We start from the raw sequence: 26669 nt of genomic DNA on the forward strand, positions 1-26669 counted from the left end.
TTAGATTGGTTATTGCCTCATAATATAATACAGCCTGAAGACTAACCATGTGAATCAAATTAACCCAACAAGATTGCCTGTGATATAATCAGATTAAAAATATGATTTGTTATGTATTTAATCGTCAGTTAAGGTGGATTTGTTAAAATCCAAAAAATCTGTAACCGTATCGAGTGGAATCATGCCGAAAAAGCGCAAATTAAAGAACTCATTATGCACCCTGAGCAAAACCGAGAATGGCTATGCCATTCATCCACCTGCCCATAAAGGTTTGGTCATTAGTGGTGGGGGAGCAAAAGGACTGGCTTACGCAGGTATGTTTCAGGCAATGCATGAACGAGGAATACTCAAACATCTGACTCATGTTGGCGGTGCCTCTGCCGGAGCAATGACAGCGAGTTTTCTGGCCATAGGTATAAGCACTGAAGACATATTAAAAATATCTACTCAACTCGATCTGACCAAGCTTTTAGACAGCAAAGGGATGTTTTCTCGAGCCGAAGGGACTCGTGTACGTAATATTCTTGAATTGTTTTATATCGTACAAATAAAACAACATTTGAATGCTATACCCGAGCCAGAATCGGAGGAAGAGCACTTTCAGTACAGAATATTAAAGGCCAAAATCAATCTGTACGAGCATGCTTTAAGCAGCCAAAACATTAAAATGGATACCATTGAGGACATCCTGCAATTTGCGAAATCAAAGACTAATCTCAAAAATCTGGATAAAGCATTTACCCAGCTACCCAAATCACATAAAAATGATTCTGAACATGGAATTGAAAATCCAAGAATTACATTTAATGACGTGTCTCGTTTAAGAGCAATCATGCCAGAAGATCAAAAACATCTGATCAAGCATTTGTCCGTGGTCACAACCAATCAATCCCGAAAAGTCATTGAAACGTATAATGAAGACAATGAGGCTGATGCATCGATTGCAGAAATTGTGCAACAATCAGGGGCTCATCCAGTTCTGTTCAGACCAGCTAAAAATGCAAAGGGAGAACTTATTGCTGATGGGGGTATATTAAACAACATGCCCACAAAAGCGCTGGAAAATTCCGGATTAAAAGCTGAAGAAATTTTATGTACTAAAGCAGAGGCGGGGCACAAATTTTTAGCACGGCTTAAACGAGTGAAACACCACGGATTAGAGGCTGTTTCTGATTTTTATAGTTTTATCGATTCAATAATCCTGGAACTATTGGGAGGTAAACTTTTTGCCGGACAGGTAAAAGTTCTTAATCGAGAAAAAATTTTCTACCATCTGGGTAATATGCTTTATCTCAATACAGGTAAAATTACGACAGTTACCACATCCCCCTCCCAGCAACAAAGAGAACAGGCGATTGAAACTGCATACCAACAAACCCTTGAATTTATTGACAATCAAATTAAAACTTTCGACAACGCATTAATTGCCATGCTGTATCTGGGTATTGATAATCTGGATCAGGCCTTGATTAATCAAGATACCGATGAAGAGCTCTTCAGGACCGCGGCTCTGGCCAAAGAAATATCCTTATTACAGAATGAAGTAGTTAATGAATTAAATGTAGGCCAATATCAGAGTGCCATTGAACTCATTACTCAAATTGAAGAAACCATACAACAAAAAGCGCAGTTGAATGAAATCCAACAGGACCATGCCTTGTCTCTTTGTCTGAAACAGATTAATTATTTCAGTGAAGGCAAACTTGAGCAATACATTATTAGTAAAGTAAGAAACGAAGAAGAAGGTCCTCAAGTACATTGGTTTATTCGCTTATTAAAGCTCTTATGGAAACCTGTAGAATGGGTGCTTTCACTGTGTTCTCAAACACAGTCAAATAAAACTCAGACGGATACTCAAGCAGTTGAAGAAGAACAACACCAACCCAAGGTATCGACACCTCTTCGGATACTGAGTTTTCTATCCTACAAGGAACCCAGTCACTCCAATGCACTTCCGGATGAGTCGATAAATGACGATGATGAGGCATACTTTACCAGTCAACCTGATTAACCCAGGTGTCCAACCAGCCAAACCCGATGCTTTTCAACAATCCATGAACGCCTCATGGATTGTTGAAGAGTTAAACCTGCTTTAATTTGTTCATAGCAACTAGAGGCTGTTAACATTTCATTATGTTCAAGCCTACTTTCCGCGACTTGTTCGCGGAATTGATAGCTCTCGCCCAAAGCAAGAATATATTGCACCTGTAATGATTAAATTGGATCCCGCGAACAAGTCGAGAGACGTCGAAACTTGAATTGTCAACAGCCCCTAAAGAATGTATCACGGCTGTCCCATTAAAAATGTGACGTCTTTCCGAGCGTAGCGAGGAATCTCCTGCAAGGTTGCACGATCCCATTAAAATGCGGCCATTAAAATCATATCAGTCGAGATGATATAAAAATCCAGGTACATCTTCTGATGACATCATTAAATTCCTTGTAAAAACCAAGAGTTTAAAAGGTAATGATAATTAATGCATTAATTCAGATTGTGCCAATTTGCAGGAGATTCCTCGCTACGCTCGGAAAGACGTCACATTTTTAATGGGACAGCCTTGAAGAATGTATCTATAATTTTTAGCCCGTCATTTGCTTATAAAGAAGCTGAAAAAGCCCTTATGACAAACATTTGACCTTAAATCGTACTAAAAAAAATCAAATGCGTAAAATAGTTGCGAATAGCCTAGAGTCAATGTTATGTTGAATATAAGGGATTTAGAAGTGGAGTTGATAATGGAATCATGGATTGATTTAATTGGCTATATTGCTTCTTCTTTAGTATTTGCTACCTTTTATGTCAAAAGGATTTTGACGTTACGACTTATCGCGATCTGCAGCAATATTGCGTTCATACTGTATGCATTTGAATGTCATTTATACCCTATTTTCATCCTGCATTCATTATTATTACCGCTTAATCTCTATCGAATTTTAGAATTAATTCGCACTGAATACGGTTACTCTCTGTTTCGGCGAATTGATATGAAAGTACTTAGATAATATCGCTTTTTTCAATTCAATAATAATACGTCAGGTGTGCAAAAATGATATATTGGAAATTTTTGATCAGCTTAACCTTAATTGGGTGTTCCGCTATGGTACGGGCTGAATTGTATCAACCGCAATGCCCTCAGGAAATAAAAACAACTGAGCGGATTAATGAGATACCCAAAGGATGGGAAACCATCAAAGGCATAGAGCATAATTATTGGAGCAACATCTCCTTTTATTCAGATCATCCAGATAAAATGGCGAGCTTAAAACCGGATTTTGCCAATCAAAAAAAAGCAAAATGGGTGTTTTCACCTCAGGAATTGATTTACCTCGTGTGTCATTACAATAAAAGCAGCATTGAACTTACCCAGCCATTACCCCCAAAAACCACTCAATGCACGCTTACTTACAATCCCAATCTAATGGGCGACCGTGGTTTTCTTCCAGAAAAAATAGAGTGCATGAAGCAATCCTGAGGGTTTGTATCAATACAAGTTGGAACAATTCCCTGATAAGATACCCCCTCGTGGATAATATTTTTGCCTTTTTAGCCTGTTAGATTTATAGTATCCGACATTTTCTGACCAAGTATAGCCTCTCTTATAAAGGATTCGTCAATGGATACTCAAACAGTACATGATAAATTAAATCGGCACCTGAATTTTTTAGCTCAAGATCAAGAAAACCTAGCTTTATTAATTGAAATCAGTGATATGTACATAGAGTTGGGCGATCTGGATTCCGCTCACCACTATCTGAAAAAAGCCAGTGCAATAAACCGCGAAGCCTGTTTGGGTCATCAGGGTTTGCTGCATTTAAATCAAGGGCAATTGTCAGAGGCTAAAGAATGCTTTATTGAAGCATTAACGCATATGGATACACCCGCTCTTCGCTATAACCTGGGCTTTACCCACTTTGTTACTTACGATCTGGATAATGCATGGGACATCTTATCACCGATACTGGAAGGCGAACACTATCCTGAAGCAGAGTTACTAATGGCACGTATTCTTCACCGGCAAGACTCACTGGAAGAATCCATCAGCCTTGTAGAGCATGTACTGGAACATAATCCAGAAGATTCAGAAGCCTTGGGGCTGCTGTCACTCCTTAATTTTGACTTAAATCAGGAAGAGGCAGCGTTACAAGCCTGCACCCAGGCTCTGCAACTAAATCCTGATAATTATGATGCAAAACTGGTGCATCTGTTACTGCGGCTCATGACTCAGGAAACAAGTGTTGAAGAAATTGAAGAATTATTACAGATTAGCCCGCAGGACAGTCGATTATGGTTTGCCTTGGGTAATACCTACATGGTTCAGGGAGATATGGAAGCAGCAGAGCAGACATTAAAAAAAGCCATTGAAATTTATCCTGATTTCTACGATTGCCATATTGCCCTGGCGTGGTGTCAGCTTCTGAATGATCGCATCAAAGAGGCGCATGAAACCTATCAAAATGCGGCTCAACTTGTCGATGAACTGGCTGATGCCTGGGGTGGACTAGCTTTGATACACGCCCTGACAGAAGACTTGCAGCAAGCCGAGCTGTTGATCAATAAAGCCAATGAATTAAACCCCAACTGTTTTTTAACAGAGCTTGCAGAGTCCATTTACTTTAATCATAAAAACCCACAAAAAGCGAAGGAGCTTTTAGTACGCGCATTAAAAAACAATGAATTACCCATCAGTAAAAAGCTTGCCTTAATTCTTGAGGAAACTCAAAGTACCCAACAAATCCATTAGAGTCTGTTGACAATTCATGTTTCGACGTCCCGCGACTTGTTCGCGGGATCCAATTCACTCTTTATAGGCCAATATATTCTTGTTTTGCGCACGATCTATCGATTCCGCGAACAAGTCGCGGAAAGTAGGCTTGAACATAATGAAAGGTCAACAGCCCCTAATCTGAACAGATTAACTTACTTCCAAACAAGAGCATCCCGCTCTTGTTTGGAGCCTTTCAGTCATTCTCTTCTTTGGCACGACAATACGTCTCATCTATCATCAACAAAGTAGCCAATGACAAAGCCAACGATAAGGGTAAAATGGCCAAAGCGGCATGATATCCATGCAAGCTAAAATGATGCATGCCGTTCAACATGGTACCATCCCAGCTCCAATCAAGAAGCAATCCGACCACGGGTTCAAATAATGCTTCAAACACTGAATTAAAAGTATTCATAATACCTAAAACAGTAGCAACTAATATTAAGGGAAATAATTCCCGAATCATGGCAAAACTGGTAAAAAATCCACTGGCACAAAAGCCAAAGAAAAACAGAAGAATGCTTAAGGTTAGGACGTATAAATGGGGACTGTAAAGAACAACCAGGAGACTAATTAAAGCCAGTCCAGTGCCAATAAACAATATAGGCTTTCTGCGCTGAATCCAGTCAGATAACCACCCCCAGAATGGTGCGCCTGCTGCAAAACCGATAAAAATAAAGGAAATAGCAAGAGCTGCATCAGTTTTTGTAAGAAGATACGCTTTTTCCAGGAACGGGACGCCCCATAATCCCCCAAATACCGAAACAGGGGCAAATGCCAATCCGCTGTACAAAGAAAGTGCCCATGCCTGTCTGTTGGTAATGATTCGTCGCAAAAGGTGACTGACTTTTTCCTGTTGTTTTACTGTATCTTGCTGTTTGGATGGCTTATCCCGCAATACCAGAAAATAAATGATTCCAAGAAGAATACCCAAAATACTCACTACTTTAAGAGCAGCACGCCATCCTATATTCTGGACCAGCAAGGATAATGGCATTTGACCACCAACAGCACCTAACATGGCTGCTGTCATAAACATACCAGAAACTAAAGCAAATCGCTTGGGGGTAAACCATAAAGCGGCTATTTTAAAACAGGACACAGCTGCAAAAGCAGCACCTGCGCCCATTAGCGCTCTACTAACACAGGCTAACCAGAGTGAATCTGTCTGAGAGAAAATAAAAGTACTGATACTGCATAAAAATATTGCTGCTGTAGTCAATAATCGAGGACTGTATCGATCCAGCATTACCCCTACCGGAATCTGCATAACCAAATATGAGTAAAAATAAAAGGCCGAGAGATTACCAAGACCAGTCGCATTCACTTGAAAGGCATTCATTAGGTCACCGGTCATCACACTCGGTGATACCTGAAGTAAATACTTATAAAAGAAAAAACTTGCAGCTATGGTCCAGATAATCCAGGGATATGCTTTTGCAAGCCAATGATGTTTACTTTGAACAGTGTTCACTATAATAACTCCTGACTCTGATTGAACAGATTTGGGTAATTCCACCAGTTTTAATCGCTGCTGGCACAAAATTAAGCTCTGAACCAAAGAAGAAATTCTGTTTAAAATTGATTCAAATCTTTGATTAAGAATTTTTTATCTGCCTGGATCTTCGCCCTGAGGCGGGGCAGATAGTTTAGGAGATAAGCCGACTCAGAGCTGAGAAATGGGTAAAGCTGACCACCACCACGACAACAAGTGATAAAAGATTAAAAGAATAAAACGACATCCCCGCAGTCAGACTAAAGGGTCTTTGACTTTTGGAACTAACATGTGTCGGGAGTCGATTATTGCTCATAGTTAAGAATACAGTTCGTTATAATCACGCCTATATGCTAACTTTTTAAGCAATATTTTGTCAATATATCCTTTAAAATTAATCATTGAGTCATGTGTTTAGGAAAAAAATTCTTAAAGGCAAAAAGCGAAATAATCTGCTCCTGAACCAAGCTTCAATTAACTTGCAGAACGTTGGGAATAGATAAAAGAATTGTCATCAGACCTGAGTTATTAAAAGGGTAATGATATTTATGTTCGCTATTCATTTAATATTTGACTTCTGTGAACTGAAATAATACAATGAGTCTCGCTTTTTTACTATGGTGATCCTGATGTTTGAATTATTTTATAATACTGCATTAAACGCTAAGAGTCCTGAAGAATTAAGCAATAACCTCTATTTAATAAGTCTGGATGCCATAGACCCCAATCCCCCATTCCTTTCCGTCGCAGGTAAACTGGCAGCAAAAAATAAAACTCGCGCAGTGGAACACATGCGTCAATGTGGAGCGAACGTCCATTCCATTGCAGCCGGATTTGCCATTGCAGGAAATGATCAATTCGTAGACTATTATTTGAATGAATTTAATGCGGATAAGAACCACATAGCTTACGGTTATGCTTTTGTTGGAAATCATAAAAAAGTAGATGAATATTTAACCCTCCATAACGCCAGTATTCACTTTGTACTACAGGGTTTTGCCTTAGCCAATAATCATAAAAAAGTGAACGAATATTTAGCCAATTATCGTCCCAATCTTATGCAAAAAAATGTAGTGTATGAAAGTGCAGAAGAAAAAAAGACTCAGCTCGAACAGCGCAGATCATTCTACCAAAGCCTGTTGACCTGTATTGCAGAGTCCTATGCTTTAACGGGCAATCTGAGCAAAGTCGAAGAATATCAATCCAGAGGCGCATCAACTGATGATATTGCCAGAGCCTTTGCTCTTGCAGGTAATCATGCAAAAGTTGAAGAATATAGAGTCCAATATGGAGCCGATGTTTTTAATATTGCTCTCGGATATAAGGTAATGGGACGAAATACCCCTTCGTTTTATCGTGCCTTACTTGCCCTGAATACTCATGGTGAAGCAGGAAAAATCGTCATAGATGCAATGATGCGCTTAAAACAAGGCCAGGATCAATTTTGGAATCCGTATTGGATGAATAGCGGTGAAAAATTAAAAGAGATCATTGATGCTGTAGAAACCCTGCCTCAGGATACAAGCCTGAGTGATGCCATAAAGGATGAACATTCCAGAATTTATAAAGCTCTGAACATGCATCGAATAACCCCACTTACCTTTTTAGGACGATTAGGTTTTTACCACACCAAATCAGTTCAGACTGCTGGTGAGGAAATAACCAAAACACTGCCCTCTGAGACCATGCAACAACCGTAAATTCACTCCAAGGTGTAGTGACAGGCGATAAAAGAGTATCAATATCCCGCAACGTGTTTGCGGGATATCAAGTTTCCTTGTAATTGGCGACTATAATTCCTTTAGCACGATCGGACAGAGACCCGCAAACAGGTTAAACGGGGTCAAAACCGTAATGAGCTACAGGTACTGAAGTGATCTTCGAACATCCTGAATATGCCTGGGCATCAACATCCAACAAGACATTCATGCCTGTTGGGTGTTGAGAACCCAAACTACTGGTTATTAAAGAGAAGTGTATCTGTTTGTGTAGGAAACATCATCATCACTGGAGTCAATGTCCATAGCCTCAGTTTCACCAAAAAATCCCAAAGTAGATGCGGTTGATGTGGACTCAGGAACACTTGAAGCGGCTTCAGAATGAGTGGGTTCATTATTCACAGCAGAAGGTCTATATCCCAAAAATGCTGGAGTTTGGGTTGCCTCAAACAGTTCAGGTCGTATCAGTCCGCTCTGATCAAATCCATACCCATCCAATAATGTGAAAAGTTTATCAGCACTATCGGCTGGTAAATTATTACTAAATGCAAGAGTTGCTTTTTGTACAAAAACAAGAGCCGCCTCTCTGATTTCGGGGCCAAATCGCCAATGGCCGTCCACAAATCCCATTCGATGACTGAGATAGCGCCCTGTTTCTTCAACGTAATAAGATAAAGTAATCAATCCAGGCACAGAGCTTTCTCTTAGCAACCATACCGCTTTTGTTGGCAGGAGGTTCGCACCGCGTTGTTCCAGTTTAGCATATCCCATATCTTCGTTTATCTGTCCGGAAAAAATAACTGATGGTTCTTCTGGTGATGAAATCACAATGTTCTCCTAAAAATGCTGCCTATGTTAATTCCATTGAATTTGCTAAAACACCACGGAACATAAAACAGAATCATCTAGACTGTGTTTATTAAGAATAAACCGGGAACAACAAATTCAACCTGATTAATTTTAACACACTTACTGTTCAAATAAAAACATTCAAAGGATCAAGTCGCCGTTGCAAACGAAATGAAGTAATCCCTTCCAACATATTAACGAAGAATCGATCTGCTTCGCTAATCCTCACAATGACAGTTTTTATACAAAAAATTAATGGGTTCACAGAACTAAAGCCCAATAATAAAAAATAGAATTGAACTCAATTCAATGTTAGATTGTTTTATACATAGATTAAGTTATGGTTTACTGTGATGAAAAAGGACTTTCTACAAATCGTATCAAATACTTTATTCATGGTTTTATCTATAAGCCTGCTATTAAACAGCACAAAAAGCTCAGCTTTACCTTTTAACATTACCCCCAAAATGGGCACTCAACTACCCACCGTTGTGCCATTAGGAAAAATAGTTACCGCTTATTATACAGTGACCAATAATATAGTCGCAGAACGAAATAATAACTTTGTCAAATACTTACCACCCAACGTAACCCAGATCACCACTAATGCAACCTATCCAGACACCTGTGGCAGCGTGTTCAATCTGACAGGAAAAGGAAAGGCAGGAAGCAGTTGCACCTTGCAACTAAGCATTTCAGGAGCAGTGAACAGTACTGATCCGGATCCGCATCATCATCTGTTTGTCTGTTTTCCTGGTGGAGTTAGCTGTGCAGGAACCCAGTATTCATTGAATGTAACTCAAGACTTGTCTCCTTTTAAAACAGCTTATATCACCAATTACAATGACGGTTCCGTTTCTCGATGTCCTATACAGACTGACGGCAGCTTTAGTAGATGTACTATTGCCGGAACGGGATTAGGTCAACCTGCTGGAATCAGCTTCAACAAGGACTTTACCTCTGTCTATATAACTCTTCCAACGTCATCAGCGGTTGTATTGTGTGCTATCAAAAATGATGGGACATTCGGAGCCTGTAATCTCGCAAGCGGAAATTTCATTGTGCCATCAGGAATCACCATTAATCCTGCAGGTACCCTTCTTTATATTACTGATGTAGCCACTTCTTCAGTGTCCTATTGTACTATTGAAGCTAATGGAACCATTCCATTATGTACCGGTACGGGCCCATTATTTGGAACTCCTTTAGGGATCACCATAAATCCGCAAGGCACTTACGCCTATATCGCAGATCCCTCATCAAGCGTAGTTTATTCCTGCCCAATCCAGGCCAACGGGAATTTAATAAATTGCATTGCAAATGCCGATACAACGATCACTCTTCCTTATGCTGTAGCGATCAATCCCAATAATACCATCGCCTACATTGCCAATGCCGACAACTCAGTCGCTTATTGTGCAATCAATACCAATGGTACTCTAAGCATGTGCCAAGCAACAGGCAATGACTTTAATTTCCCAGTTGGAATTGCATTAAACCCTGAAGGCACCACAGCATACATAACGAATGAAAATGGGAATACAGTTTCAGCCTGCCCGATAAAAAATAATGGCAGCTTTGGCACCTGTATTGCGACAGGAAATAATTTGCTTAATCCAATTGGAATAGCACTTTATTAAATCGATTAATGAAGACCTCTGCATCATTGCACAGAGCAATTAGAGGCACGAACTATGTTGTCAGATCCACTATAAAATACAGCCAAGGAACAAAAAAACATGGATTCAGTAATTGCAGAAGAAAATAAATCCAAAACACCTGTGTGGATTTTTTGCCTGGTGACAGTATCCGTTGGAATCGCGTCAGGATTGCTGGGAATGACTTTAGCTTTATTACTTCATTACATTCAACATATCGCTTATGGTTACAGTCCCTTACATATTATTAGTAATGAAAGTTTTTTGGAGGGTGTCCAAGCCTCTTCACCAGAACGGCGCATTACCATTTTAGTCTTATGTGGACTTATCGCGGGTTTGGGATGGGCAGCAGTGTATCAATTGGGAAAACCCTTAGTCAGTATTGCCGAAGCGATAAAAACTAACAAAACCATGCCCATGCTCAGCACCACATTTCATGCGCTTCTCCAAATCGTCACCATCGCGCTGGGTTCACCCTTGGGCAGAGAGGTAGCACCGAGAGAGGCGAGCGCCGTTTTTGCGACCTGGATATCCACTAAAGCAGGGTTAAGCATCAAAGAAACAAAAATTATGTTGGCTTGTGGCGCAGGAGCGGGTTTGGCTGCCGTGTATAATGTCCCTTTGGGTGGTGCTGTATTTGTTCTGGAAGTATTGCTGTGCACACTGAGCTGGTCTATCGTTCTTCCAGCTCTTGCCACTTCAGCAATAGCGGTAGTTGTATCCTGGTGGGGATTAGGCAATGAACCGCTTTACCACATCCCTGAGTTGACAATTAGTTACTCATTGGTGATTTGGTCTATTGGAGCAGGCCCGCTTTTGGGATTTGCTGCCTTCTGGTTTATCTACTTTGCAACAGTGCAACGAAGTAAATCTCAGCGTAACTGGATGATGATCATTACCTGTCTGATTAACTTTACCCTGATTGGTGCTCTGTCCGTTTACTTTCCAGAATTGTTAGGAAATGGAAAGAGTCCGGCTGAACTGGAGTTTTCCAGTCAGGTGAGTATTGGTTTAAGCGCAACATTACTCCTTTTACGCAGCCTCATCGTATGGTCAAGCCTGAGAGTTGGCGCCCAGGGAGGTCTGTTAACTCCATCACTTGCCAATGGAGCCTTGCTTGGTGCGATACTGGGCGGGCTCTGGAATATGATTTGGCCGACCATTTCATTTGAAGCCTTCGCGCTTGTCGGTGCAGCGGCCTTTCTTGGATCGGCTCAAAAAATGCCGGTTACTGCAATAATCCTGATTTTTGAATTAACACGTATCGATTTAAGCCTACTCATCCCCATACTCTTTGCCGTATCAGGCTCTGTGGCTATGTTTCATTGGTGTAAAAACTATTTTCTTGATGAATCTGATTAACCGAGTGTTGGGTGTTCTGACTACGACGTTCCTCGACCTGCTCCTAACCGCCCCTTATCGTTTATTCGTCATCTCGCAAAAGCAAAGATGACGGATAAAAAGTGAGGAAGGGGCAGAAACTTTTGGCAAGCCTTGGGGAATTATTAGATGAATGCCCCAAAAACCCTGTTCAAATATTGAGTAAAACATTTAATTCGCTTTTATTGTACACAATATCCGCCAGGGTATATTGATTTAATACAGACATAAAAGCATTCCGAGCCTCATAAAGAATATTTTTAAGCTTGCATACAGGCGCAATGCAACAATTTGCTTTGTCCTTATTAAAACAAGGAACCAAGTCAAAATTGGATTCAAGGTTTACTATCAGGGAACCCAGATTAATTTCCTGGGGATTTGCTGCGAGAATAATTCCTCCATTTTTACCTCGAATAGTTTTAATCAGCCCCATTTTGGATAGGTTATGAATTATCTTAATCATGTGATTTCCAGAGATAGAATAAGCCTCCGTAATGTCTTTAATAGTACATATGTCTTTTTTTAGAGCGATATAAATCAAAGCTCTTAAAGAGTAATCTGTGAATTGTGTTAATTGCATATCAATATTCCCATGATTATTTATTGACTCGCATGAGTTCTTTTTATAAGATGCATTTAAAATACACCTTCAATTTATGGAGTCTGAATTATGCCCTCATCATTATATGAACGTCTAGGTGGTCAAGCTGCTGTTAATACCGCTGTGGATATTTTCTATCGAAAAGTACTCACCGATCAACGTGTCAATCATTTTTTTGACGGGGTTGATATGGAACAACAAATTAACAAGCAAAAAGGCTTTTTGACCATGGTCTTTGGTGGACCTAATCATTATACCGGAAAAAGCATGAGAGATGGTCACCGCCATTTGGTGCAAAAAGGATTAAACGACTCCCATGTTGACGTAATTATTGAGCTTTTAGGCGCTACTCTTACAGAGCTTGGCGTCGATGAACACGACATACAAGAAGTCGCTGCGATTGCAAACAGTGTTCGTTCGGACGTTCTGGATCGCTAACTATGAATACAGTAACTTATAAGAATCGTCTCTATTCCGTATCAGAGCAAGAAAACATTTTAAGCTGCCTTTTACGTCATGGGATCCCCTATCCGAACTCATGTCAGGCTGGAATTTGTCAGTCCTGCCTGATTAAAGCGACAGATGGAACAATAAACCCAACCTGGCAAGAAGGCTTGCCAGAGCCACTAAAGAAACAAGGGTATTTTTTGGCATGTCTGGCAAAACCTGAATCGGACATCCAACTTGTATCACCGGATACCTCAGAATGTGATGTAACAGCCCAAATTATTGGCATTGAACGACTTAATTACAATGTATTACAAATTAAGCTGCACGTTGAAAATCCCGATGATTGGCTCCCCGGTCAATATCTTAATTTAATCAATCCTGATGAAATAACTCGAAGTTATTCCATTGCGAATATCCCCGAAGACGAAGGTTATATTGAACTGCACGTAAAGCTGGTTCCCAATGGCGGCATGAGTCAATGGCTACAAGAAACTGCACAAATTGGAACATCAGTAACCCTTAGAGGTCCTTTTGGAACATGCTATTATTACAACCCGGATAAAGCCTCATATGATATATTGTTGGCCGGAACAGGAACGGGATTAGCGCCTCTTGTCGGCATTATAAAAAGCGCCCTTAGCCAAGGACATAAAGGAAACATTACTTTAATACATGGAGGGCTGACTGATAATGACATTTATTACCGTGATGAGCTCGAGACTCTGGCCGCTCTATTTAACCAGGTCTATTACAAACCATGCGTTCTGAAAAGTCAGGGCCGTTTTCCTGAGGCATCAATTGATCAGCAGGTGTTAAGCTGCATCAATAACCCTGATGGACTGCGTGCCTATATTTGTGGACCTAAAGAAACAACCAATAAACTCAAAACGACGATTTTTCTTGCAGGAGTCCCTTCAAAATTTATTTTTAGTGATGCATTTCTATAAATTTATTCTCAAGGTTATTTGACATTTCATCTATTGCCCCCACTTCCCGCGTTTTATGCGCGGGTTCTATAAGGTTATCACTAAAATGAACCTGCTTTTAATGAGACCTTTTCCAGATCAACTATATCTCAGTCAAGTAGATACTGGTTGATCTCAACCAGGACTTTATCGTCGATTTAGAAGCTTGAGAAACCATGATCCTGTTTGCGAGCAAACAGGATCATGGATCAGCGCATAAAGCTCAGAACGTAGGCTAAGGGATCCATTCTCAACAGCCCCAGGATGATGAGATCGCGTTTTCTTACTACAACCAGTCCTAAATCAGGCTCAACCTGATCAAAAAAAGATCATTTACTGCTATAATTAGAGTAAGTAATTTAGAAATGGAAGTCCATCATGTCTAAAGACCCATCTCCTGGCAAACCGGTGACATCGAAAAAGGAACTGTACTGTTGTATCTCCGAGCACAGCATCAATGCCATGAGAGTTCGAAAAGCCGGGGATCCCCAGTCAAATTATCTTGATGAAATTAAATTAATTTCCAAGTCCTGTGTTGACCTCTTGAGAGATCATGCTGAAAAGCTTCAATCAGTCATTGCTCATATAGAAATGTCCTTATACGGGCACTATAAAGAAGAACTTAAAAAATTGGATGGAGAAATCGTTACTTTGTTTAACCGAAGAAAAAGAGCTCAACCCAATACCCCTTACGGTGAGAAAGAAATTTTAGAATTAACCGTACAAATAAATAATCTGGAACGCCGTAAATCTTTTTCTATTGCCGATTACATTGAAGCAATCGTATGCGATACGTTAAAACAAGTCATTAATACCCATGGTACAGAAATACTTAACAACTTTAATCCCGAAGAATATGAATACCATGGTGAAATTTCATTTATCAGATCATCAGTTCTCAAGCCCTGACATAAAAACTTACCCGACATATTAATCAACTTAAACCTGGCCTGTCCTTCTTGTTATTCGACGTGTTAAAGATTCCTTAAGGTTAGTTGACTATACTGTTATTGACCATTATGTTTTTTAGAGGTGCAGACATGCCTTTGGATGGACGTTATCAACCAAGTGATTTACGAAAAGTCATCAGTACTAATTTGACTCCGCAAGCCATCAGACCGATTGCCGGCGGCATTGATGCCCCGAGCTATTACACCAATGACCACGCGATAGTGCTCGATGCAGCGACTGACACGGTTAATCCACGAGCACAACAATTGCAAACCATTAAGGAAGCATTTGAGACCCTCAGTAACCTGCCTGAAGCAGAGAAACAGAAACCAATAATCTTACCTGTTACGGAAGAACAAAAAATATTAGGTCTATTCCCTCGCAATCATTGGGTCACCTTGCATTATGATCCTCAAACAAATAAAGCTACTGTACTGGATTCAAGACCCTGGATAGTCTCTTTTTTATATCCAAGCTCAGCAATGAACGAATTATTAATTGAAGGGTTAAGCACAATCTACGGTGCAAAAAAAGCCCAGGGAACTCGATTTGAAATACGGTATCAAGGCGTTCAGAATAATGATACCCACTGCGGTGCATGGACGAGCAGAAATATCATGGATCTTGCTGGAGTAAATCCCACGGGAACTCCCACTACAATTGAGCAACAAACTACAGCCTATAGTGAAGATAATGAACCTAATGTCATTGAATACAATATAGAGCTTGTCGCGCATGGATCTTCAAATATTGATGTCCATTCACAACCAGTAAAGCCCAGCCTATGGCAAAGATTTTTAAATTTTATTGGCTTTAACACCGCCAATGAAGAAGTCACTCATTCTAATATTTCCCAACCCGAATCATCGAGTTGGTCTAAAATAGACCAGATACTCAGTGACACCGCAACCCACTCGACCCACTCAGCTGCGCAGACGTTTGATGACTGGGACATGATGGATGAGGATGAATTACAAAATACGAACTCTCAAGTCCAAAGCGTATCGGCTGTAAATGATAATAATCTCCAAAATGATGCAAACTCATTAGATACACATTCGCCATCTATGTAGCCATGATTCTCTAACCTCTTGAATTTATTTCAAATCGGCTCACCATTGAGCCCGATCTGAAATAATGAAACCGCTGCACCTTTATTAAATTCTTCTCTTCTTTAGCACCCTGTATAAGACAGAATCACCCCCTTGACCTGTTGAATTTATAAGATGACCAAGAGTCTATTCACAGAGATATCCACAGAAAATGTGGATAACAAATCCAGACAACATTAAAATATAAGTACGAATAACCCATATACAGCAAGGAATTGGCTATAAAATTGGTTTTTAGGCTGAGAGAATTAGAAAAAAATCAGAAAAAATATCCACAAGAAGAGAACAGCTGATTTGGATATCAGGGTTAACATGTTAACAACAAAAAAATTAAAAAAACAGTCTTGACTGACATTATTTTGCTAATTTATTTCGAGTAACAATCATTTTTTTAATCACTACGAACAGTTGAAAGCATTCTGTAATTATTTTTCAATGTGATGTATTGATAAAAGTCATTTTTTATAAATTTATGACAAATGATGCACTGCGTTAATATCCTCTTAATGTTCAAAATTTATAATACTCCAAACCATCAATCTGAATGATATGTCTATGTCCAACAATGAGCAGGATTTACAAAAGGAAATTATTCGCCAAATCAAAGATTCTCGTTGGAGTGTCAAAGGATATTTTAATGAGCTTTTCAAACAATTATTACCCTCCGAATTGTTGCAAAACAACCGTCTCGCAGTTTTTGATGAATTGATTACTGATAATTTACCTCAGGTATTATCAAAGCAATTTAGTCATGATGGCTATGTGATCCTGTTTTATGCGCACAAAACCCATACCAATATAGTGAGTCCATTTAACGGTGACATGAATCCTTCGCATACCTCCCTTCTTTTATGTAAAGTAGAAACGGGCAGGATTAGTCAAGTATTAAACATCGATGGCTATCACAATCTTGGTTTTATCGACATCATGGGCGAACGCCCTGGCGCGAGGGCCAATCCTTATATTAGATATCGCCTGATTATCGATGCCCTCGATGCCCTTCATCCCGAAATCAAACCATTGCAAAGTCCATCCTGGAACAATTTGAATTGTCCTCTTTATGCATTCGCTTTTGCTAAAGCTGTCTTAAATGCATTTTCAATGAATCAATCGGTTCTTGATGACGTGTTTATCGAACAAGACGTATCCCAAACTGCTTTATTAAACTTGAAAAATCGTATTCTGCAAGAGCTTGATGGAATTTACGTCACTTATGCAAATGGACATTATTATCGAAATTCAGAAGCGGCAATGTCATTTCACACCACCACTAGAGAAAGACTTGCCCAAACAGTACAAGCTCGTTTTGAACAACATCATGCAAGAAATGATGAGTTGAGTGCTAAAACTCAACCGATTGAAGAAAAACCTTCTGTATCGGTAACGTCTTCATCTCTATTCAAACCGAATCCAGACAAAGCGTCTCAAGCCATTAAGAAACTTACAGAACTCTGTACTGCCTATCAAAATCATCTGTACCATGAACTGCAAAAACGGACAGGAAAAGAATCAGATGAAATTGCTGATCTTGTTAATACTCATGTTACTGGTGCTGCACAATCAAAAACCCTTGATGGCCTTATAAAGAAGTGCCTCATTGTTAACAGCATGGTTCATGTATTACAAAATCAGGAAGAAGTTAATGGATGGAAACGCATCAATTTAATGAAGGAGATACTGACTCCGGCAAACAAAACCATTCTCGCAGAGCATCGTTCTATAGGAGGAAGGTTTTTGCAATCTGTTTTAAATGTATTAACTGCTCTATGCTCTGTCTTATCAGTTCAAGAATGGAACTATAAAGCACAAGGTGGAGCCTTACTCGATCAGATCGAGGCAGCAACGCCAAAGTGCTGAACAGGGATATAGACAGCGGAGCAATCACGAAATCTTCTTTAGCACCATGTGTAAGACCTAATCAACCCATAAAACTACTGAGTCAACAAGATGACTAAGAGTCTATTCACAGAGATATCCACAGAAAATGTGGATAAGTAATGATTTTAAGCAACAATAAAAAAAATAAGATAATCCATATGTGGCAAGGAGTTATAAAAATTTGGGAGTCAACGCTAGAAGAACAATCTGTGTACTAAGGAAAAGTTATCCACAAGGTAAGAATGAACTTATGGATATTAGATGGTGTATCTTAACAATAAAAAAATTAAAAAAACAGTCTTGACTGGCACGATTTTTGAAAAAAACCAATTTAAATTGATACATTAAAATCACTCTGAGATTTAATAGACGACATGCAATCAATCAAGGCACTGTGCTCTGAATGAGTATCTTTTTCGTGCGGTGATTTCCATTTGAGGAATTGAATTACTCGCCCCACTTTTGTTGTACACTTCTTCATCAAGCCATACTTTTTCCTCAGCCAAGCGTTCACTAGACACACAAGTCCACCAACTTTTGGGAAGCTTGTCACTGCCATCTGACCAACGATAGTTTCGGCCTTTCAATATATCTTTCTTATCAAAAGGCGCATTAACGGCACAAATTAACGTTTCTTTCTTGCGAACATTGGCTTTTAACTCCTCAAAAGCACCTTCGCACTGAACCAAGGGATTCAAGGTCGCCCAACAATCATTCAAGGCTCGATGTCCGTCGTAAAAATAACCCAATTTCCAATTGATGTAGTCCAATTTAGAACTTTCAACTCCTCTTCCCTTCCAATCAATATCATGAATAGTGCAGCCAAAAGGCATAGTTTTTATTAAGCCTGAAATGAATTCAGGGGTTTGCAGCTCTAAAAAATTACGGTCAAATCCGCTGTTATGACAAATAATAAGGTGCGTTTGTTTTAAAATGTGAGCAACATAACTCCAATCAATGGCTTTCCCCTTCACATCCTCATCAGTAATACCAGTTACCTTGGTTACTTCTGATGGAATCGGTTTGCCTGGATCATTCAGTTCGTTGTACGAATCAACAATGGCGAGGATCCCATCCCCTGTTGTAAAAGAAAAGCTCAACATCCCAATCTCGAGAATTTCATGCTGTGCCGCATGAAGTCCCATCGTTTCTAAATCGATAATAGTAGCGATAAATTGTTTGGGATCAGTGGCTACTCGTTGCGGCAGCACCGTATTGATTCGATTTAATACTTGGTAATCGGGATGTTCTGATACTTCTTTCACAGAAAGTTCAATCATAAAGGTACTCAAAGGTGCAATTTTTCAAGTGATTAGCCCATTATAGTGCCTTTATTAAATTGCAGCACTCTTTTACGTGCGATTAATAACAACAGGTAATTCGTTCCAGCGGGTAGTATAACAAGGTGAGCGCATTTGGGCACGCATAGCCCAGGGTTTAGAATATCCTTCGGCTGCCAGTTTAATGGTGTGACTCCCAAATCGGGTATTAATGTCATCAAATACAGACATCAAGACGTCTTTTTTAACCAGCGTTTCATCGCTGGGCTGATGAAATAAATCCAGTTGCCTCGCTGATTTATCCACCAAATCCTCAAGCATCACTCCTACTTTCTTATAATGAATTCCGGGTTTAAACAGTTTTTTCAAACAGAGTTTCGCAATTTTTGTAATAACTCGGGTGTCGTCTGTAGGATTGACCAGACGACATTCAATACTGTTGGAGTACTGCTCCAAATCCTGACGAAAAGGATTGCCGCGAATAAATACATACACACGCTGCGCCACCAGATTTTGACGGCGTGCTTTTTCACAGGCTCTGGCACAATGACTGCTGATCGCTTGAGCCAGAGAGGAAAATTGAGTTTGCATCTCGCCAAAACTTTTAGACGACATAATGCTTTGTTTGGGCTCACAGACCTCCAATCCACCGCACGATATTCCTTGCAATTCCATGACCGTGCGCATGAGTACGACATTATATTGTTTCTTAATCACGTGGGCATTGAGTTGTGCCAAATCCAAAGCAGTATAAATTCCCTTATTCATTAATTTTTTTTGCCACTGACGCCCTACTCCCCAGACATCCCCCACACTGATTTTTCCTAACCAATGCCGGTGCTCACTAACATTGAACACCGGTATTTTTAACTCTTTTTTACAAATATGGTTTGCAATCTTTGCCAGGGTTTTCGTAGGACCTATGCCAATGGATGTAGGAATTCCAATCGATTTTAAAATGTTTTTTTGTAATTGAATGCAAAAAGAGTCATGCATGGAAGGCGGCATGGTACTTAAGTCAATAAATGCTTCATCAATAGAATAAATCTCAACCTCTGGCCATGAGGATTCAATCAGAGACATGACACGCAGGGATAAATCGCCATATAAGGTATAGTTTGATGAAAAAACCTGGACACCGTGTTGCTTGCTCAATGCTTTAATTTTAAAAAAAGGCTCGCCCATTGCAATACCGAGTGCTTTAGCCTCATTAGAACGAGCAATCACACAACCGTCATTATTGGATAAAACGACTATGGGCTTATCTCGTAAATCAGGCCGGAACAAACGCTCGCAGGAGGCATAAAAATTATTGCAATCGATCAGAGCAAACATCATCAACTCGCCGGATGAATAACGTGTGTCACAACGCCCCAAATCACCAAATCCTCGTCTCCGGTAATTTCAATGGGCTGATACTGTTTGTTTTCGGGCAACAACTGAATTTTTCCTGCGGTACGTGATAGACGCTTTACGGTCAACTCTCCATTAATGGCGGCAATCACTATTTTTCCATGAGTTGCTTCAAGGCTGCGATCAACCACCAACATGTCCCCTGAAGCAATACCTGCCCCTGTCATGGAATCACCCGAAGCAGTTACGAAAAAAGTGGCGGCTGGATGCCTGATAAGGTGCTCGTTTAAATCCAGATGCATCTCGATGTAATCATCCGCAGGAGAAGGAAACCCTGCGCGAACCGTACTGCCATATAAAGGAATCTTATAAGAGATACTCCCCTCCAAAAAACCTTTAACATCGTTTATCCGAGATACCGGGACTCGAAGTGTTTTGGTCGATTCCCCATACTTCCCCTGTCCTTTTGGGCGCCCTGCATTATCTCGTTTGCCGCCATGACTCATCGCCATACCTCAACTTGAATTAAGTAACACTATTCAAATATAGGCTTAAAAAAAGGTATTGTAAACTATGGCGAGGGCAAATAATTGCAAACTCAAGATAACTCACGGATTTCATTTAATAAAAAATTTACCCAATGGGTTCAATCGATTCATGAAGAGTAAATCGAGAATTGTTCATCTTCGTAGTCACAGGATAACACATTAAATCAGAACCTGAATAAGGACTTAGAAGATTCAATAACTCGGATTGATTGCACCGTGAATTATCCATCCATACCTTCATTGAATCACTATTTAACAGGACTGGCATACGGTTATGAACTGGAGCCATGAGGTCATTGGCTGACGTTGTAATCAAACAACAGGATTGGATTAATTCACCATCCGGGCTTTGCCACCTGTCCCACAAAGCAGCAATCGCCAACAAGTCATCGTGTTTATTTTTAAAATAAAAGGGCTGCTTTTTAATTCCTTGCCGCCACTCGAAAAAACCGCTCATCACAATAACACCCCGTTTCGATTTAAACGATTGACGGAAGGCAGGTTTTTCCGCAACGGTCTCGGCACGGGCATTCGCAAGGCTAGCTCCTATATTTTTATCTTTAGCCCAAAACGGAACTAAACCCCAACGTAGCCACAATGCAGAGTTAGATTGCTCATTATCCAGGTGACAAACAAATAAAATATCCAGTCCAGGAGGAATGTTATAGCGCGGAGACAATTCTTCCAGCTCTTCAATTTGGAACTGCGCTTTAATTTTTGCAGCAGGCGCAGCTAAAGCAAATCGACCACACATAATCAAGCTCCCTCCATTTGTGCAAGTATCTATTCAAGCTTAGTCTATAAGTTGAATCATGAGCTAAACCCAAACAAACAATTAATTTTTGATAACTTCTCTTTTAAACACTAGAATTAACAATACGTAGCACATAATTATCTGTAATGTCGATTCATTCAGGATGGATTAATAGGCTAAAAACCGAATGTTTAGTCCGGTATCATCATCCCCGAAGACATTAAAATCATGCGTCTCCGTAACTATTTTTTAGTCATTCAATGGATTACTTAGGTGACAAATGAAATGTCCATGGACTGAGTGTGGATACGTAAGACAATCGACTGAAGACTGCCCGGAATGGCAATGTCCTGCGTGCAAAAATGCCTATAATAAACATCCCGATTACAGCGGAAATAATTACTACGCCATACAATTAACCTATAAAGAAATTCCTGATGATAAACAGATCACAGCCGGTAGATTATTTCTCTATTTGAATAATAACGTTATAGAAGGCGCTTGCTTAAATAAAAATAATAAAGTCGACAGAATTAATCTGTCTCATGACGATCTCAAATTAAAATTCAATGACATTATAAACGTTCTGAACAACCCGCCATCACTATTGGACAATGAGCAAGAAGCGGCAATATTCACAGCTACTGCAATAAAAAAAAATCAAGAACTGGAGAGATTAGCAGAACACGATAATAGAAAAAAAAATATTTATAAAATCATGATTCTCGCTAGTTGTGTCGCATTAATGAGTGTCCTTATTTTTGACTATATTGACTCCGCTCACATCAAAACTCAAGGAACAATCGGCATACTAGCTAAAACAAATTCCCCTGATAATACTCCCCCAAAAAACGAAGTGAATGAATCGCATTTAATTGCTAATGGAATAAATCTTGATTTTATGGTCACCAAACTTGGAACCGCTGAAAGTCAGGCAAAACAATGCAACAGTATCTGTCAATCTCAGCATACAAAAGACACCAGTTGTGACAAAACGATTGAAATTTTCAACACATTATCACCACAAATTTCTCAGTATAGAAAATACATGCACGTTCATAGTGTGGATAAGTTAAGCGCTAACAGTCAAAATAAAATTAATCAGCTCAATCAACTTTTATGGAGTGTCCCTAACGAAATAGACTCGGCTAAAAAATTCTGTTCAGAAAGTCCAGACCCTCAAATAATTACAGAACATTCTCAAGAAAACCAAAATAAGATTGATCTGGCATCCAAGGGTCTGCATTTGGATATACTTTACTCCAAACTGTATACCGCGGATTCAAGTATACGTAATTGCAGAATCAGTTGTGAATCACATCTTTCTTCTTATAATGATTGCGCAATTTTTATAAAAATTTACAATGAAAGCGTGCCCCAATTGCAAGAATTATTCGATATAATGCGTTCTCAGCGAGATAAGATATCAAGCGAAGACAACAGGTACATACAAAAAATTATTTATCTTCTTGAAGACATAAAAACAGAACGAACAAAGACAGATAATTGCATTCAATCTCGATAAGAAGTCATGATCCTTTTAACTGATTTGACCTTGTTTCATTCCATTATGGTTTTTCAAAATCAGGGTAATACTCATCCCACATTCGATTGCTGTAAGCAACGATATTAGGCAGCTTCAGTGCATGCTGTTTAAAAGGATCGTCCAAGGGTGTCCAAATGATATTGGCTAAAAAAGCAAAAGCTGTGGCATCAATACTGGTTGGCTTCTCACCCAGGAAATAGTTATTTTCGCCCAGAATGATTGCAAGATTATTCAGGGTTTTTATTCCCAACAGCAAGACCTCATCGAGGTTATGTCTTCCCATGCCTTGAAAATCCAGTTCTTTCAGTATGTTTTTTCGTACTAAATTAGGAATAAACAATCTGAAAACAGCGGGTAATCTACCAAACATTGTTTTTTTCAAATGCTCCCAACCCGCATCATCCTGCCATCTCATATAGACGGCCACCCAATACAATCGCTCACCAAAAGCAATTTCGATTAACTCAGCCAGTGCTTTTTGTTCCGGAGTCAGATCCTTATCCAACTCATCGCCAAAACGCTTTTTCAATACATCGAGAATAAGCTCACTGTCAGGATAGAGCCGACCGTCCATCTTGATATAAGGCAATTTTCTTTTGGGGCTTTTTTGTGGATTATTTACAAACTTATTTTCATAAGGGATGCGTGCCATTCGTAAATAAGTTTCTACTTTCATACAAAAGGGACTGGCATTAGGTAATCCCCAAAGTCTATAAAACTGAAATAATGTAATCATCTGCTTTAGCTTCCTTATCTTTTAACGCAGCATAACAGTCCAAAACCTCACGAGATGGTGCCAGGAAAGGCCGCCAAGGTATTCAAATGAACTGAAGTCTTATATAATTCCGACAATCTAACCAACTCAGGGAATTCAATGTCACTTTGTCCTTGTGGATCACAAACAAGCTACAATGAATGTTGTGGAATGTACATAGATGATAATCAATGTCCACAACACCCTGAACAACTCATGCGTTCACGATACACAGCTTACAGTTTAGCTAAAATTGATTACATTACAAAGACCATGAAAGGCAAACCGTTAATCAATTTCAACCCTGATGAAGCCAAAGCATGGTCAGAGCGTGTTACCTGGATAAATTTAAACGTGTTGCAGTCTTATCTGGAAACACCTGAAAAGGGATTTGTTGAGTTTTCGGCTGTATTTCTTGAACAAAATAAATTAAAAACCATTCATGAGTTAAGTGAGTTTCATCAAGAACACAACATTTGGTTTTATGTGGATGGTACTACCCGGCAATTGGAAAACAAAAACAGGAATCCCACGATTCCTCGTAACAGTCCCTGCCCCTGCGGCAGTGGTAAAAAATTTAAAAATTGTCACGAAAAATAACGTTACCTTTAGGCATACAGAATGAATAATCACCTGATTTTAAATATTTTTATTTTTCTTGCAGCAGCCAGCGTCATGGTACCCATTGCCAATCGGTTTAAACTAGGCTCGGTCATTGGCTATCTGACTGTAGGAATACTTATAGGCCCTTTTGGATTAAAACTCATAGGCAATTCCGAGCAAATCATGAGTTTTGCTGAGTTTGGGGTCATCATGATGCTGTTTTTAATTGGTCTGGAATTAGAACCCATCATGCTTTGGAAACTAAGAAAGTTGATTGTCGGGTTAGGCGGTCTTCAAGTCGTCATGACCACGGCAGCCATCACGAGCATTGGAGTTCTCATGCAGTACAGCTGGCAATCCAGCCTGGCCGTAGGCATGTCGCTGGCACTATCGTCTACAGCCCTTGTTCTGCAGATGCTCCAGGAAAAAAACCTTCTAAAAACTGCAGAAGGAGAAACGTCCTTTGCTGTCTTATTATTTCAGGATATCGCAGTAATTCCTATTCTCATTATCATGCCCCTGTTGGCTCAAAACGGAGGTGTTGCGCCAATCAATCTTCATGCGCATCCCTTCATTGCGCACCTGCCTAAATGGCAGCACGCGCTTTTGGTTTCTGGCGTTATTGGCGCGGTTATCTTAACTGGACATTATTTATCACGACATCTGTTTTTAATTATTGCCCGAACCAACATACGTGAGGTATTTACTACTTTTTCCCTGGCTCTGGTTGTCGGAATCACTTTATTAATGGAAACGATTGGCGTTTCCCCTGCTTTAGGTGCATTTATTGCCGGGGTAGTATTAGCAAACTCCCAATACAAACACACTGTAGAAGCAGACATCCAGCCCTTCAAAGGGTTGCTGCTGGGTTTGTTTTTTATCTCTGTAGGAATGGGGATGAATTTCAATCTGTTCTACAACAACATGCTGTTGATAACTGCTGCCGTTCTCGGTTTGGTGGTGATTAAAATAACCGTTCTGTTTTATCTTGGTCGACTTTTTAAGTTGACTAAAACTCAAACCATAGGCTTCGCAATTGCTTTAGCACAAGGTGGAGAATTTGCTTTCGTTCTATTTCAATATGCAGGAGCATCAAAAGTAATAAGTGCTGACGCCAGAGCCATGTTCACACTTATAGTCGCCTTATCCATGCTGACTACTCCCTTTCTGATGTTAATATACCATCGTTATGTCGTTCCTAAATTGATGAGCTTACTTCCTGAGCGAGAATACGACTCCATCAACGAAAAAAATGGAATTATTCTTGCCGGATACGGCCGGTTTGGTCAAATCATTGGTCGTCTACTGAATGGTGAAAACATTAAAATAACCGTATTGGAAAAAAATCCGGAACAAATTGAGTTGCTGAGGAAATTTGGCTACAAAGGTTATTTTGGAGATGCTAATCGTCTGGATCTGCTAAAAAGCGCTGGAGCCGAGCATGCAAAACTATTAATAGTAACCGTAGGTAATGCTGACGCGAATTTAAAAATAGTTAAAATGGCAAAACAGCACTTTCCTAATCTGAAAATTTATGCCCGAGCCCGCAATCGTCGTCATGCTTATGAATTGCATAAAGCAGGAGTTGATTATTTTAAACGTGAACTATTCGATTCCTCATTAACCATGACCAAAGAAATTTTAAAGTTTGTTGGATACAAACAGGAAGACATTGAGAAAAAAGCCAATGCTTTTCAAAAACATGATGAAGCTGCGTTACTTAAATCATTTGAGTTCTTTGAGGAAGAAGCTGATTTAATCAATTTTTCCAGACAAGCCTCTGGGGAGCTGGAGCAAATTCTGCAAAATAGTTAATCGTGCACGACTAACACCAATTACTCGGGATAATAGTACCATCCAAAGCAGAATCGTGGCTAAGTACCCATTGAGGAAGCTCCCTAAACACAGTTTTTTCTTAACAATGATCTCCTTCTCCCTTAGGGAGAAGGAGATACTAGCAAGCTCATTGTGTTAAGGGCTAATTGCACGCACTGCATTCAGAATGATC

23 protein-coding genes are annotated in these 26669 nt (G+C 39.7%); 15 read left to right on the plus strand and 8 right to left on the minus strand.

Annotation, left to right across the window (positions count from 1 at the left end):
* The first annotated feature begins 181 nt into the window (after positions 1 to 181).
* From G543_RS17360 to G543_RS0107005, 4 genes are all read left to right on the plus strand, one after another.
* The gene (locus G543_RS17360; RefSeq protein ID WP_133141373.1) at positions 182 to 2011 is read left to right on the plus strand and encodes a patatin-like phospholipase family protein; all 1830 of its coding nucleotides are present in this window, start codon (positions 182 to 184) and stop codon (positions 2009 to 2011) included.
* Between the two features lie 725 nt (positions 2012 to 2736).
* On the plus strand, positions 2737 to 3003 hold the full coding sequence (locus tag G543_RS0106995) for a hypothetical protein (RefSeq protein WP_028383887.1): 267 nt from the start codon (positions 2737 to 2739) through the stop codon (positions 3001 to 3003).
* A 44-nt stretch (positions 3004 to 3047) separates the two neighbouring features.
* Positions 3048 to 3473: an STY0301 family protein gene (locus tag G543_RS0107000; protein ID WP_028383888.1), complete on the plus strand. Its 426-nt coding sequence runs from the start codon at positions 3048 to 3050 to the stop codon at positions 3471 to 3473.
* Positions 3474 to 3614: 141 nt separating this feature from the next.
* The gene (locus G543_RS0107005; RefSeq protein WP_028383889.1) at positions 3615 to 4742 is read left to right on the plus strand and encodes a tetratricopeptide repeat protein; all 1128 of its coding nucleotides are present in this window, start codon (positions 3615 to 3617) and stop codon (positions 4740 to 4742) included.
* Between the two features lie 217 nt (positions 4743 to 4959).
* Here G543_RS0107005 and G543_RS0107010 read toward each other — a convergent pair whose 3' ends face one another.
* Positions 4960 to 6240 (minus strand): MFS transporter, encoded by a 1281-nt coding sequence (locus G543_RS0107010; protein WP_028383890.1) that lies wholly within the window; start codon positions 6238 to 6240, stop codon positions 4960 to 4962.
* A gap of 650 nt (positions 6241 to 6890) precedes the next feature.
* Here G543_RS0107010 and G543_RS0107015 point away from each other — a divergent pair.
* Positions 6891 to 7961: a hypothetical protein gene (locus tag G543_RS0107015; RefSeq protein ID WP_028383891.1), complete on the plus strand. Its 1071-nt coding sequence runs from the start codon at positions 6891 to 6893 to the stop codon at positions 7959 to 7961.
* Positions 7962 to 8225: 264 nt separating this feature from the next.
* On the opposite strand, the gene G543_RS17365 is transcribed toward G543_RS0107015, so the two are convergent.
* Positions 8226 to 8807 carry a hypothetical protein gene (locus tag G543_RS17365; protein ID WP_051190631.1) on the minus strand — a complete coding sequence of 194 codons (582 nt, stop codon included), beginning with the start codon at positions 8805 to 8807 and terminating at the stop codon, positions 8226 to 8228.
* 374 nt (positions 8808 to 9181) lie between these two features.
* On the opposite strand from G543_RS17365, the gene G543_RS0107025 reads away from it, so the two are divergent.
* Both G543_RS0107025 and G543_RS0107030 read left to right on the plus strand, forming a co-directional pair.
* Positions 9182 to 10468 carry an NHL repeat-containing protein gene (locus tag G543_RS0107025; protein WP_035921659.1) on the plus strand — a complete coding sequence of 429 codons (1287 nt, stop codon included), beginning with the start codon at positions 9182 to 9184 and terminating at the stop codon, positions 10466 to 10468.
* A 99-nt stretch (positions 10469 to 10567) separates the two neighbouring features.
* Positions 10568 to 11848, plus strand: coding sequence for a chloride channel protein (locus tag G543_RS0107030; protein ID WP_081675643.1), 1281 nt, complete (start codon positions 10568 to 10570; stop codon positions 11846 to 11848).
* Positions 11849 to 12017: 169 nt separating this feature from the next.
* Here G543_RS0107030 and G543_RS0107035 read toward each other — a convergent pair whose 3' ends face one another.
* Positions 12018 to 12446, minus strand: coding sequence for an Rrf2 family transcriptional regulator (locus tag G543_RS0107035; RefSeq protein ID WP_028383894.1), 429 nt, complete (start codon positions 12444 to 12446; stop codon positions 12018 to 12020).
* Positions 12447 to 12536: 90 nt separating this feature from the next.
* Between G543_RS0107035 and G543_RS0107040 the strand changes: the two genes are divergently transcribed.
* The 5 genes from G543_RS0107040 to G543_RS0107060 all read left to right on the plus strand — a co-directional run bounded on the left by G543_RS0107040 (position 12537) and on the right by G543_RS0107060 (position 17802).
* Positions 12537 to 12905 (plus strand): group I truncated hemoglobin, encoded by a 369-nt coding sequence (locus G543_RS0107040; RefSeq protein ID WP_028383895.1) that lies wholly within the window; start codon positions 12537 to 12539, stop codon positions 12903 to 12905.
* Between the two features lie 2 nt (positions 12906 to 12907).
* Complete coding sequence (locus G543_RS0107045) at positions 12908 to 13864, plus strand: FAD-binding oxidoreductase (RefSeq protein ID WP_028383896.1); 957 nt, start codon at positions 12908 to 12910, stop codon at positions 13862 to 13864.
* Between the two features lie 396 nt (positions 13865 to 14260).
* Positions 14261 to 14791, plus strand: coding sequence for a hypothetical protein (locus G543_RS0107050; protein ID WP_028383897.1), 531 nt, complete (start codon positions 14261 to 14263; stop codon positions 14789 to 14791).
* Between the two features lie 110 nt (positions 14792 to 14901).
* Complete coding sequence (locus G543_RS0107055) at positions 14902 to 15906, plus strand: hypothetical protein (protein ID WP_028383898.1); 1005 nt, start codon at positions 14902 to 14904, stop codon at positions 15904 to 15906.
* Between the two features lie 594 nt (positions 15907 to 16500).
* Positions 16501 to 17802, plus strand: coding sequence for a hypothetical protein (locus tag G543_RS0107060; RefSeq protein ID WP_028383899.1), 1302 nt, complete (start codon positions 16501 to 16503; stop codon positions 17800 to 17802).
* Between the two features lie 401 nt (positions 17803 to 18203).
* Here G543_RS0107060 and G543_RS0107070 read toward each other — a convergent pair whose 3' ends face one another.
* From G543_RS0107070 to G543_RS0107085, 4 genes are all read right to left on the minus strand, one after another.
* A complete protein-coding gene (locus tag G543_RS0107070; protein ID WP_028383900.1) occupies positions 18204 to 19103 on the minus strand; it encodes a 3'-5' exonuclease in 900 nt (299 codons plus the stop codon).
* Positions 19104 to 19175: 72 nt separating this feature from the next.
* Positions 19176 to 20438 carry a Y-family DNA polymerase gene (locus tag G543_RS0107075; RefSeq protein ID WP_028383901.1) on the minus strand — a complete coding sequence of 421 codons (1263 nt, stop codon included), beginning with the start codon at positions 20436 to 20438 and terminating at the stop codon, positions 19176 to 19178.
* A 2-nt stretch (positions 20439 to 20440) separates the two neighbouring features.
* The gene (locus G543_RS0107080) at positions 20441 to 20962 is read right to left on the minus strand and encodes a LexA family protein (protein WP_028383902.1); all 522 of its coding nucleotides are present in this window, start codon (positions 20960 to 20962) and stop codon (positions 20441 to 20443) included.
* A 127-nt stretch (positions 20963 to 21089) separates the two neighbouring features.
* Positions 21090 to 21758, minus strand: coding sequence for an SOS response-associated peptidase (locus tag G543_RS0107085; RefSeq protein WP_028383903.1), 669 nt, complete (start codon positions 21756 to 21758; stop codon positions 21090 to 21092).
* Positions 21759 to 22038: 280 nt separating this feature from the next.
* On the opposite strand from G543_RS0107085, the gene G543_RS0107090 reads away from it, so the two are divergent.
* On the plus strand, positions 22039 to 23283 hold the full coding sequence (locus tag G543_RS0107090; protein WP_028383904.1) for a hypothetical protein: 1245 nt from the start codon (positions 22039 to 22041) through the stop codon (positions 23281 to 23283).
* 43 nt (positions 23284 to 23326) lie between these two features.
* On the opposite strand, the gene G543_RS0107095 is transcribed toward G543_RS0107090, so the two are convergent.
* Complete coding sequence (locus G543_RS0107095; protein WP_028383905.1) at positions 23327 to 24040, minus strand: glutathione S-transferase family protein; 714 nt, start codon at positions 24038 to 24040, stop codon at positions 23327 to 23329.
* Positions 24041 to 24178: 138 nt separating this feature from the next.
* On the opposite strand from G543_RS0107095, the gene G543_RS0107100 reads away from it, so the two are divergent.
* Positions 24179 to 24658 carry a YchJ family protein gene (locus G543_RS0107100; protein ID WP_028383906.1) on the plus strand — a complete coding sequence of 160 codons (480 nt, stop codon included), beginning with the start codon at positions 24179 to 24181 and terminating at the stop codon, positions 24656 to 24658.
* 21 nt (positions 24659 to 24679) lie between these two features.
* Positions 24680 to 26476 (plus strand): monovalent cation:proton antiporter-2 (CPA2) family protein, encoded by a 1797-nt coding sequence (locus G543_RS0107105; RefSeq protein ID WP_028383907.1) that lies wholly within the window; start codon positions 24680 to 24682, stop codon positions 26474 to 26476.
* Positions 26477 to 26669: the final 193 nt, after the last annotated feature.

It is taken from the genome of Legionella moravica DSM 19234, assembly GCF_000423305.1.
Lineage (GTDB): Bacteria > Pseudomonadota > Gammaproteobacteria > Legionellales > Legionellaceae > Legionella > Legionella moravica.

What these genes read in the sequence shown, in the direction of transcription:
- G543_RS0107030 (WP_081675643.1), top strand. Translation starts at nt 10,568, where the DNA reads ATGGATTCAGTAATTGCAGAAGAAAATAAATCCAAAACACCTGTGTGG.
- G543_RS0107000 (WP_028383888.1), top strand. Translation starts at nt 3,048, where the DNA reads ATGATATATTGGAAATTTTTGATCAGCTTAACCTTAATTGGGTGTTCC.
- G543_RS0107035 (WP_028383894.1), bottom strand. Translation starts at nt 12,446, where the DNA reads ATGCAATTAACACAATTCACAGATTACTCTTTAAGAGCTTTGATTTAT.
- G543_RS0107040 (WP_028383895.1), top strand. Translation starts at nt 12,537, where the DNA reads ATGCCCTCATCATTATATGAACGTCTAGGTGGTCAAGCTGCTGTTAAT.
- G543_RS0107005 (WP_028383889.1), top strand. Translation starts at nt 3,615, where the DNA reads ATGGATACTCAAACAGTACATGATAAATTAAATCGGCACCTGAATTTT.
- G543_RS0107070 (WP_028383900.1), bottom strand. Translation starts at nt 19,103, where the DNA reads ATGATTGAACTTTCTGTGAAAGAAGTATCAGAACATCCCGATTACCAA.
- G543_RS0107080 (WP_028383902.1), bottom strand. Translation starts at nt 20,962, where the DNA reads ATGAGTCATGGCGGCAAACGAGATAATGCAGGGCGCCCAAAAGGACAG.
- G543_RS0107045 (WP_028383896.1), top strand. Translation starts at nt 12,908, where the DNA reads ATGAATACAGTAACTTATAAGAATCGTCTCTATTCCGTATCAGAGCAA.
- G543_RS0107090 (WP_028383904.1), top strand. Translation starts at nt 22,039, where the DNA reads ATGAAATGTCCATGGACTGAGTGTGGATACGTAAGACAATCGACTGAA.
- G543_RS0107105 (WP_028383907.1), top strand. Translation starts at nt 24,680, where the DNA reads ATGAATAATCACCTGATTTTAAATATTTTTATTTTTCTTGCAGCAGCC.
- G543_RS0107060 (WP_028383899.1), top strand. Translation starts at nt 16,501, where the DNA reads ATGTCCAACAATGAGCAGGATTTACAAAAGGAAATTATTCGCCAAATC.
- G543_RS0107085 (WP_028383903.1), bottom strand. Translation starts at nt 21,758, where the DNA reads ATGTGTGGTCGATTTGCTTTAGCTGCGCCTGCTGCAAAAATTAAAGCG.
- G543_RS0107095 (WP_028383905.1), bottom strand. Translation starts at nt 24,040, where the DNA reads ATGATTACATTATTTCAGTTTTATAGACTTTGGGGATTACCTAATGCC.
- G543_RS0107055 (WP_028383898.1), top strand. Translation starts at nt 14,902, where the DNA reads ATGTTTTTTAGAGGTGCAGACATGCCTTTGGATGGACGTTATCAACCA.
- G543_RS0107025 (WP_035921659.1), top strand. Translation starts at nt 9,182, where the DNA reads ATGAAAAAGGACTTTCTACAAATCGTATCAAATACTTTATTCATGGTT.
- G543_RS17360 (WP_133141373.1), top strand. Translation starts at nt 182, where the DNA reads ATGCCGAAAAAGCGCAAATTAAAGAACTCATTATGCACCCTGAGCAAA.
- G543_RS0107075 (WP_028383901.1), bottom strand. Translation starts at nt 20,438, where the DNA reads ATGTTTGCTCTGATCGATTGCAATAATTTTTATGCCTCCTGCGAGCGT.
- G543_RS0107100 (WP_028383906.1), top strand. Translation starts at nt 24,179, where the DNA reads ATGTCACTTTGTCCTTGTGGATCACAAACAAGCTACAATGAATGTTGT.
- G543_RS0106995 (WP_028383887.1), top strand. Translation starts at nt 2,737, where the DNA reads ATGGAATCATGGATTGATTTAATTGGCTATATTGCTTCTTCTTTAGTA.
- G543_RS0107015 (WP_028383891.1), top strand. Translation starts at nt 6,891, where the DNA reads ATGTTTGAATTATTTTATAATACTGCATTAAACGCTAAGAGTCCTGAA.
- G543_RS0107050 (WP_028383897.1), top strand. Translation starts at nt 14,261, where the DNA reads ATGTCTAAAGACCCATCTCCTGGCAAACCGGTGACATCGAAAAAGGAA.